Annotated in this window: 8 protein-coding genes; 3 read left to right on the top strand and 5 right to left on the bottom strand. The window is 48.5% G+C overall.

Going from position 1 to position 9,764, the window contains the following annotated elements:
• Positions 1–135 precede the first annotated feature (135 nt).
• The 3 genes from VGB26_05065 to VGB26_05055 form a co-directional block, all read right to left on the bottom strand.
• Positions 136–1,572 carry an NAD-dependent malic enzyme gene (locus VGB26_05065; protein HEX9757157.1) on the bottom strand — a complete coding sequence of 479 codons (1,437 nt, stop codon included), beginning with the start codon at positions 1,570–1,572 and terminating at the stop codon, positions 136–138.
• Positions 1,573–1,722: 150 nt separating this feature from the next.
• Complete coding sequence (gene ligA, locus VGB26_05060) at positions 1,723–3,747, bottom strand: NAD-dependent DNA ligase LigA (protein ID HEX9757156.1); 2,025 nt, start codon at positions 3,745–3,747, stop codon at positions 1,723–1,725.
• 3 nt (positions 3,748–3,750) lie between these two features.
• Positions 3,751–4,749: a complex I NDUFA9 subunit family protein gene (locus VGB26_05055; GenBank protein ID HEX9757155.1), complete on the bottom strand. Its 999-nt coding sequence runs from the start codon at positions 4,747–4,749 to the stop codon at positions 3,751–3,753.
• 122 nt (positions 4,750–4,871) lie between these two features.
• Here VGB26_05055 and VGB26_05050 point away from each other — a divergent pair, with 122 nt between their 5' ends.
• Together VGB26_05050 and VGB26_05045 are read left to right on the top strand one after the other, a co-directional pair.
• Complete coding sequence (locus VGB26_05050) at positions 4,872–5,813, top strand: kelch repeat-containing protein (protein HEX9757154.1); 942 nt, start codon at positions 4,872–4,874, stop codon at positions 5,811–5,813.
• Between the two features lie 9 nt (positions 5,814–5,822).
• Positions 5,823–7,196 (top strand): glycerate kinase, encoded by a 1,374-nt coding sequence (locus tag VGB26_05045; protein HEX9757153.1) that lies wholly within the window; start codon positions 5,823–5,825, stop codon positions 7,194–7,196.
• Here VGB26_05045 and VGB26_05040 read toward each other — a convergent pair.
• Both VGB26_05040 and VGB26_05035 read right to left on the bottom strand, forming a co-directional pair.
• Complete coding sequence (locus VGB26_05040; GenBank protein HEX9757152.1) at positions 7,193–8,290, bottom strand: dihydroorotate dehydrogenase; 1,098 nt, start codon at positions 8,288–8,290, stop codon at positions 7,193–7,195. The genes VGB26_05045 and VGB26_05040 overlap by 4 nt on opposite strands.
• A 6-nt stretch (positions 8,291–8,296) precedes the next feature.
• Positions 8,297–8,707, bottom strand: coding sequence for a hypothetical protein (locus VGB26_05035; protein HEX9757151.1), 411 nt, complete (start codon positions 8,705–8,707; stop codon positions 8,297–8,299).
• Between the two features lie 146 nt (positions 8,708–8,853).
• On the opposite strand from VGB26_05035, the gene VGB26_05030 reads away from it, so the two are divergent.
• Entirely contained in the window at positions 8,854–9,063 is a 210-nt protein-coding gene (locus VGB26_05030) for a hypothetical protein (protein ID HEX9757150.1), read from the top strand.
• Positions 9,064–9,764 lie beyond the last annotated feature (701 nt).

The raw sequence follows: 9,764 nt of genomic DNA, 5'->3' as shown, positions 1-9,764 counted from the left end.
GACATGGATGCCTCTCTTGCATATACCATGACTTCCATATCGATGGACCCTCTAACTCTTCGATGGATGAATAATTCCGCACGGATCACATTCGCCAATGTGCTATCCCTAACTTAATGGTTTGCCGGACAGGCTCTAATATTGTTTATTTGAGTATCGGCGACGAATCCGGCGTGACACGTGGGTCCGGTGGGCCGCCTTCACCACGGCCTTGGCTACTCTTGGAGCAACCACACGATTAAAAATACTCGGAATAATATAATCTTCACACAGCTCAGTTGGGGTGATACAACCGGCGATTGCTGTGGCGGCAGCCCGCTTCATTTCATCATTGATGGTCATTGCTTTTGAATCCAGCGCACCCCTGAAAATTCCTGGGAAACAAAGGGCATTGTTGATCTGGTTGGGGTAGTCGGACCGGCCGGTGGCCACAATTCGGGCCACCCCTTGTATGGCCTCGGGTGCAATTTCCGGTTCAGGGTTGGCCAGGGCAAATACGATGGGGTCTTTGGCCATTTTTTTAATCTCTTTTACCGAAAGGAGGTTTCCGGATGACAGTCCAATGAAAACGTGAGCTCCTTCCAAAGCCTTTGAAATGCTTCCTTTTATTAAGCTGGGGTTGGTGATTTGGGAAATGGCCTGTTTTTCGGGGTTCATATTCTCCTTTCGGCCCTTGTATAAGGTCCCGGTCCGGTCACAGGCAATGATCTCCTTTACGCCAAAGTCCAATAACATGCGACAGCATGCAGATCCCGCGGCGCCGATTCCGTTCACCACAACCTTAATTTCGTTTTCCTGTTTTTGGATAATTTTTAAGGCATTGATCAGGGCGGCTAAAATTACCACTGCGGTGCCATGTTGATCATCGTGGAAAACAGGAATGTCTAACTTGGTTTGTAAAATCCGTTCGATTTCAATGCAGCGAGGTGAGGAAATATCCTCCAGGTTAATCCCCCCAAAGGTAGGACTGATCGCCTCAATGGTAGCTATGATCTGCTCAGGGTCTTGTGTTTTTAAGGCAATTGGAAAAGCATCTACCCCCCCGAATTCTTTAAAAAGCATTGCTTTTCCTTCTAGAACCGGAAGGACAGCCTCCGGGCCTAAATTCCCCAGTCCCAAAACCGCCGATCCATCTGAAACCACGGCCACCAAATTTTTCTTAATGGTCAGATGAAAGGCGTCGGAAGGATTGTCATGGATCGCGAGAGAAACGCGGGCAACCCCAGGAGTGTATACCTGAGAAAGGTCTGCCCGTGTCTTCAATGGGACCTTGGCCTTTATTTCAATTTTCCCCCCTAAATGAACCAAAAAGGTTCGGTCGGATACGTTGATCAATTTTACAAAGGGGAGGGATTGAACTTTTTTTACGATTTCTCCTCGGTGTTTCAAATTCGATACGCTGATGGTGATATCTCGAATAATCGTTTTAGGGGAAACCGAGATCAAGTCCATGGCGCCAATGTCCCCGCCCACTTTTCCGATAGAGGAAGTTACCTTCCCCAACATACCAACGGTGTTTTTTGTTTCTATCCTGAGGATAAAACTATTTCCTGGGCTTGGAGAGGTTGTCATTCATTTTCCTTTCTCTTTTTTTAAAAAGGGTTGGGTCCAGCCCTGCACTTGCAAACCAGGTTGACGCCTTCCCTTTTTGTTCCACTGGCCCCCATTTTCCACCCGCTCGGGCTGGGAAGTAGACCCGCGGATTTTACCAACCCCTGTTTTTTATTTTAAACGGGTTGGAAGTAGCCTCAAAAAAGCTTCTTCATCAAGAATGGGTAAAGCCATCTTTTTAGCCTTTTCCGCTTTTGAGCCGGGGTCACTCCCCATGACCACATGAGTAATTTTCTTTGAAAGGGAGTTTAAAGTTTTTCCCCCGTGGTTTTCCACGGTTTGTTTTGCTTCGTCCCGTGACATGGAAGATAAGGATCCTGTAAAAAGAAAAGTCATTCCGGAAAAAATTCCCTTTGGAGTTGGATCTTTTTTCTTCCAATGAACCCCTGCTTTTACCAGCCGATTGATGGTTTCCTGATTATGGGCTTCACGGAAAAAAGTAAAAATGCTGTGTGCGACTTCAGGGCCAATGTCCTGAAGGTGAATGAGCTGCTTCTCATGGGCTATTGAGAGGGCTTTCAGATCACCGAATTGTTCAGCCAATGATCGGGAAGTGGCCTCTCCCACCATCCGAATGCCCAGGGAAAAGATAAAACGGGAAAGGGTTGTTTTTTTGCTTTTCTCTATGGCCTGAATGAGGTTTTCCGCGGATTTTTTTGCCATTCGATTGAGTCCGGCCACCTGTTCTATATTGAGAGAATAAAGATCGGCGACGGACCTAAGCATTCCTTGCTCAACAAACTGGTCAATTATCTTTTCCCCAAGACCTTCTATATTTAAAGCCCGACGGGATGAAAAATGACGAATCGATTCTTTTAATTGGGCTGGGCAGGATAATCCCCCAGGACATCTCAAGGCAGCTTCCTCCCCATCTCGGACGGCAAATGAACCGCAGGCAGGGCAGGTTTGAGGCAACCGATAGGGTCGGTTTTGAGAGGGACGTTTGGATCGGACCACGGTGACCACTTCCGGAATGACCTCTCCTGCCCGTCGAACCACAACGGTGTCTCCAATACGGATATCTTTTCGATTAATCTCATCTTGATTATGAAGTGTGGCCCTTGAAACCGTCACCCCACCCAGTTGGATGGGTTCCATGAGGGCCACGGGGGTTATAACCCCAGTTCTTCCAACGGAGGCAATAATATCGAGAATCTTGGTGGTCTCTTCCCTGCTTGGAAATTTGTAGGCAATAGCCCAACGGGGAGACCGGGATACTGTCCCTAATTGTTGTTGCAATTGAAGATCGTCAACCTTAAACACGATTCCATCAATTTCATAAGGAAGGGTCTCCCGTTTTTCTAAAATTTCGCTGAAATAATGAATCATATCGTCAAGGCTCAGGCATTGACGGGCTAGCGGGTTTACCCGGAAACCAAAAGACTTTAAATGAGTCAGGACTTCGCTTTGAGAGCCACCGATGGGGTGTGAGGTGTCACCTATTCCATAAACCATAATTTTTAGTGGACGGCTGGAGGTGACCGTAGAATCCAGTTGCCGAAGGGATCCCGCGGCGGCATTTCTTGGATTGGCAAATGTTTTCTCCCCACGTTCCTCCTGCCGATGGTTAAATGCCCTGAATCCTTTAATTTCCATGTAAACTTCTCCCCGGACCTCCAGGCGTTGGGGGAACGAATTTCCCAATAGGCGTAGAGGAACGGAACGGACGGTTTTCAGGTTTTGTGTGATATCCTCTCCAACCGTTCCATCCCCACGGGTAGCTCCATGGGAGAAACGGCCGTCTTGATAAGTGAGGGAGACGGCCACCCCATCCATTTTGGGTTCCCCCACATAAGTAACAGGGAATTCCCGTTTGAGAAATTTGCGAACGCGATCATCAAAATCCCGTAGTTCGGTTTCTCCCATTGCATTGGCCAAGGAAAGCATCGGAATCCGATGGGTAATTTTTGGGAAATCTTCAAGAGGGGGAGCCCCCACCCGTTGTGTCGGTGAGTCCGGAACGATCCACTCGGGGTGTTTTTTTTCCAGGTCCATGAGTTCTTGAAAAAGAGAGTCGTATTTGGAATCGGAAATTTCCGGGTGGTCCTGAACATAATAAAGGTAATTATGGCGTGCGATTTCATTTCTTAGGAATTGAACCCGCTGTTCGATGTCTTTATTTGAATGTTTACTCATGGGTCAATGCCGGAGAATGTTTTTTATCCCTTCTGGGAATGGCATGGGAGCCATTTTAAAATGCTCAAAGAAGAGGGTTGGATCACAGGTGTTATCTTCTTTTAGCATGGTCAATTGGTCGGAGGTTAAGGGGAAAAAGGGGAAAGGCTCCATGATCTTGACCACCGGTTTGATGAAAAGCAGGGGAATTCTAATATTCGGCCGTTTAATGCCTAACGCTTTTTTGATCAGGGTAAAAATGTGTTTCATGGAGTAGGCTTCCAAACCCCCTACAGGGTAGGTTCTGTAGAAAGCCCTTTTTTCATTTAAAGACAAGAGAATTCCTTTTGAAATATCTGAAACGAAAATGGGTTGGAGTTTGTTTTTCCCCCCTCCGATGAGAGGCGTTATGGGATTAAGACGCACCATCCTGGCAAGCATATTGATAAACCGGTCGTCTGGGCCAAAAATGACTGAGGGTTGGAAAATCGTATAGTTTAAACCGCTTCGCCTGACCACCTCTTCAGCCTGATATTTGGTTTGATGATATCGGGCCAAGGCCGAAGCCCTCGCGCCTAAGGCACTCATATAAATGAAACGTTTGCATTTCCGTTTAAGGGCATTCATGACTAGATTTTGAGTTCCCTCCACATGGATTTTTTGATATTGAATTCCTTTTGCGGGAAATTCCCTGATAATGCCCACCAGGTGAATTACACATTCCCTTCCCTCCAACCCCTCCCCATAGGAAGACGGTTGGGTGATATCTCCGCAGATCAGCTGCAGGGAGGGAGAAAATAATTCCTTCCATTTTTCTTCGGATCCGGGTCTGACCAAACAGGTTACCTGGAACCCATTTTCCAGAAGGGTTTTAACAAGGACCCTGCCTACAAAACCCGAACCCCCGGTTAGAAAAATTTTCATTTTTAATCTACCCGCACCTTGTGTTAGGGTATCGGAAAAAAGGTTTACATTCAAGAGGTCAAATGGAAATCCAAGCTCAAAAACATGCTCTGGCTTCATCAAAAGTTTTAACCCAACAGGAAAGAGGCAGAGTGTGACGGGGGATCCGATCAGAAGGGGGGCCTGGTACCTAGTTTAAACCCCAATGGATTAATTTTCATCTAAGGAGGTTAAGTTTACCAATGGGAAAACTGAGAAATTCTTTTTCTAATTTTGGATGGTCTTTGAAAAACCCTCTTTCCCAACCCCGTTCTCATTTTGGGGTGACCACCCTGGGCGATCACATTTATGTTATCGGGGGAGGCGGTTTTAATTTTGAACCCCTGGACTCTGTAGAAATTTATGACCCCAAAGAGAATCGGTGGACGAAGGGTGCCCCTATGCCAACCCGCAGGTCTGGGGTGGTTGCCGTTCCGTTCCATGAGAAAATTTTTGTCATGGGAGGAGGTTTTCGAAAATCCAACGGGAGTTTTGAGTTTTTAAGGACCGTCGAAATTTATGATCCCGGAAGAAACAGTTGGGAGGCAGGACCTGATTTAATGGAAAAGCATGATTCTCCAGCGGCAACCTTGCATGAAAATAAAATTTACCTTTTTGGAGGACATCATCCAGATGCGAAGGGCGGGCCGTTGACGGACCCCGCCTTTTCATATTCCGAGGTATTGGATCTGGAATCGGGATGTTGGGAGGGAATCTCCCCCATGCCGACGCCTAGGTTCTCATTGGCCGCCATCACGTTTCAGGACCGTATTTTGGCAATGGGGGGAGGGGCATTTACCGGGACTTCGTTTACGAATTTCGATTGTGTGGAGGTCTATTCGGAATCGGAAAATAGGTGGAAACCGGATCAGGGAATGACCTTACCTTGGCCGGCCGCTGGGATCGGCGCTTGTGTTCTCGATCATCATCTGTTCGTTTTTGGGGGGAATGACGGCGAAAAAATCCAAGACCGCGCAGCGTATTTTCACCCCGATGAAAAAAAATGGCATGATATATCCCCCATGCCATATCCCAGGGTCATCATGGGCGTTGCGGGATTCAACCGAACGGTCTATCTTTTGGGAGGAAGAGGGCCTGATGGAAAAGAACCCGTCGATACTGTGATGGAATTAACGGTTTCCTAGGAGAATGGAGTGTTCAGAGGGAAGCTGAAGGGTAGACCCAAAAAAGCACCGATGAATTACCCGGAACTCAAAAAGGCTGCCCGTGCCATTTTTGATGCGGGATTGTCTGCTGTGGATCCGGAAGTCTCGGTCAGGAGGTCCGTCCGACGGAAAGGGCGTGACCTCTGGGTTCGCTCTCAACGCTACTCCCTCAGGCGGGGGACTCGGATTTACGTTATCGGCGGGGGAAAGGCCTGCGCCCCCATGGCCAAGGCTTTAGAGAAGGTTCTCGGGGATGCACTCACGGAGGGTCTGATCATCGTCAAGTACGGACATGCCTTAAATTTAGAAAAGACCCGGGTAATCGAAGCGGGCCATCCCGTGCCGGATGAGGCCGGCCTAGAGGGGGTCATAGAAATTTTCGAACGATTAATCGGGATGACTTCACAAGATATTGTCATTTGTCTTCTATCCGGGGGAGGATCTTCCCTGCTTCCGTTACCGGTTCAAGGGATCAGCCTTCAAGATAAGCAGATGACGACCCAGCGGCTCCTGTCCTGCGGGGCCACCATTCAAGAAATCAATGCCATTCGAAAACATCTATCGAGGGTCAAGGGAGGGCAGTTGGTCCGAAGGGCTTATCCCGCCCGGTTTATCTCCCTCGTTTTATCGGATGTGGTCGGAGACCCCCCCGATGTGATTGCTTCCGGACCGACGGTTGCGGATCCGACGACCTTTGAAACCTGCTTGAAGATCATTGAAAAATATCAAATCGAATCCACCCTGCCCTTTCCGGTTATGGATTATTTAAAAACGGGAAGTCGGGGAGGGTATCCGGAGACCCCGAAACCCGATGATCCCGTATTCAAGCGGGCACAATATGTCATGGTGGGGAACAACCGGTCGGCACTGGAAGCCGCCAAAAATAAAGCCAGGCGGTTGGGATTTCATCCGCTGATTCTATCGAGCCGTATGGAAGGGGAAACAAAAGAGGTTGCCAAAGTTCACGCGGCCATCGCCCGGGAAATGGTGGAAAGCCACCAGCCGGTCCGACCCCCGTCCTGTATTATTTCGGGTGGAGAAACCACGGTAACGATTCGGGGAAACGGGAAGGGCGGCCGGAACCAGGAATTCGCGTTGGCCTCCGCACTGGAACTGGAAGGGGTGAAGGGGGTGGCGGTTCTGAGCGGGGGGACCGACGGGACGGACGCCTTGACCGACGCCGCCGGGGCGTATTCCGACGGGAGTACGGCGGAACGGGCCCGCCGATCGGGTCTATCGCCCGAAAGGCATCTTTCCGAAAATAACGCCTATCCTTTATTCGAGACCCTGGGGGACCTTCTGATCACGGGACCGACCCGGACCAATGTGATGGATATTCGGTTGATCCTGGTCTCTGCTTAACCGGGCGGGTTCGGTGGTTTTCGGCGGGACTGCCAGTAACGATAGGCCAGATAGGGATCCCACATGGCCCCTGTGGCGCTCATGACCACGTCGGCTCCCGCTTCGACATAGCGGTCGATGTCCTCTACCCTCATGATTCCTCCCACCCCGACCAGTCCGAAGTCGTATCCTTCTTTTTGCCGGATATTCGCCAGACGGGAGACCTGGTGGATTCCGCATTCCCGGATGGAAGCGCCGCAGATCCCGGATCGGATCCTCCCCTTTCCCGGGAGGGCGGGGTCCCCGGTTTCGGTCAAAACCTCGAAGGAAAGTGTGTTGATGCCGCTGACGGCCTGAATCGATGGGGCGGTGTGCTTTGCCAGCTCGTTCAGAACGTGATCATCCGTGAGGTACCCGATTTTGATCATGAGAGGCGTGTGGTGAAGCGCCTTCTTGACGGTTTTACAAAGCCGGCCGGCGTATTCGGGGTCCGTGAAGAGCTGTCCCTCTCCGGAAGAGACGTTGGGGCAGGAAAGATTGATTTCGACGATGTCCGCTCCCGCTTCCCGGGCCAGGGCGGCTCCCCGGGCGTAATCCTGCATGAGGTCTCCCTCTCCCACGGTTCCCACCACGCTCACGGTCAGGATCTGCCCCGGTTCGAGATATGATTTCGCCTTTTCGACGTCCTCCTGCCAGATCCGCGGGTCCCGGGAAGGCATTCCGAATGAATTGGTAATCGAAATTTCCTCCAAGGGTCCCTTCCAATCGCCCTCGATGCTCCGAAGTGTTTTATCAAATCGCTTTTCGGTCAGTTGTCCTTTCACGTCTACAAACAAGCAGTTGGGAGGGGGGTGGCTCGGTCGGGCCTGTGTCCGGACGGTTTTATAGACCGGGAGGTCGAATCCCAGCCGGGCATAGACCCGAATCCAATTGGCATTCAAAAGAGGGCCTGCGGGAATTCCCACGATTGAATTGACTTCGAAGTCAAGGAACCGGATTTTTTTTTCGATGACCCGTTCGGGGAAGGGCCCGTCAAAAAAAGGGCCCCGGGCGTAATTTTCTTCGTAGGAGAGGGCGATATCGTAGGTCGGTTTTACGGCTTTTAAGGTTTCCATTCTATTTTAAGGCAGCTCGTCAAGGAGCTTTTTTAGTTCGTCCTTTAATTCCGGCATATCGGGGTAATTGTTTTTAACCGCGCTCAATAGTTTTTCCAGACGGGTCTTCCGTTTTAACTCTTTGTCCTGGGCCGTCAAATCATCCAGCGTTTGGTACGCTTTGGGGTGAACGGATTCTAACCATGGGCGGACCGCATCGAGGGCTTTGATCAAGGCGGCAGGCTCAATGTAACCGCCGGGAAGAATTCCGAAATGCCCTCCTGAAAAAATCGCAACGCTCATTTTAGATTCATTCAAAGGAATCACCCGCTCCAATGTTTTGCCTTGAACCTCGGTCCAGTCGTTAATCCAACCCGGGAAAGATTTTGCAAATGCCACTTTATCCCGGTTGGCCTGCCACTTTTCCTCAACGCTCATCTTTAAATTTCCTTTTCGATTTCGGTATTTACTTTAACACAAAAAGGCGCCCGCCCACAAGGACGGAAATTTTTGAAGGCCTTGGATATCCGGTTATTTTTAGCTTTGTGTGATCAGATCGGGTCCCGGCTTTGGGAGGACTTTTGTTGATTCCTTTGAAAATGGGAGCTTGCAATGGAATTAAATCCTCTCGGTTTGAAGAACCCCATTATTGGGAGAGGGTTCTTCCAACCGCACAGCCCGCTGTAATCTCCCCAGCGGCTCGAACGAGCGTCCGACTGACCCTTCGACCGGGCTCGGGGCGAAGGCTTGCCGAAGTCTTGCTGGGGTTCTTCGATCGGTTAGACTTTTCTTAAGGTGTCATTCCCGAAAGTTTTAATCGGGAATCCATTAGATTCTAAGTACTCCCTTTCCGGAGGAATGACTATAAATCGGGGCGGAAACTGGATCGGACCGTTTTTCAACAATGCAAGAATTTGACTACTGTTTCACATCATTGCTTGTGGAAAACCCTCTTTTCATCAATCTTAATGAAGTCTTCAATCGACTATCCAAAATTTAAACCACTTTTTCAGATTTTTGACTACTCCGAAAGTGTTATGTCATACAATTTTGTAGTTCCATTTAATTACTTAAATTTTTTTTCGTTTTAAATTCCTGTGATTCGTTTTTCAACCATCTGTCTGATTTAAAAACTTTTTTCATTCATATCTCTTGCAAAAAGAATTTGTGAATCCTTTCGCTATCATTATTTTCCTGAAAAAAGACATCGTATTTGCTTAGTGTTTTTTGGGAAAAAAGTATCAAATTGATTCTAATGATGAATATTTTTAAAATTTTTTCAAAAAAATATATTTAAGGTATTTACTTTTCAAAATTGTTGTAGTAATAGATTGCCAGTCATGCTCATTTGAATTTTTCAATTTAAGCTCTTTGTAAAAAAAGTCATAAGGAATTTATTTTTGGAGTGTTCTTCTTCTGATAAAGTTCTTCCTGGAAAAATCCTTCGGATCGGCGCTCTCGCCGTTCTGTTGATTCTTTTATTCCCCATTTCCTC

The sequence above is a fragment of the Nitrospiria bacterium genome (assembly GCA_036397255.1).
GTDB lineage: Bacteria > Nitrospirota > Nitrospiria > DASWJH01 > DASWJH01 > DASWJH01.
Note: the sequence above shows the minus strand (reverse complement) of the source record. Positions and strands in the feature narration are given on the sequence as shown.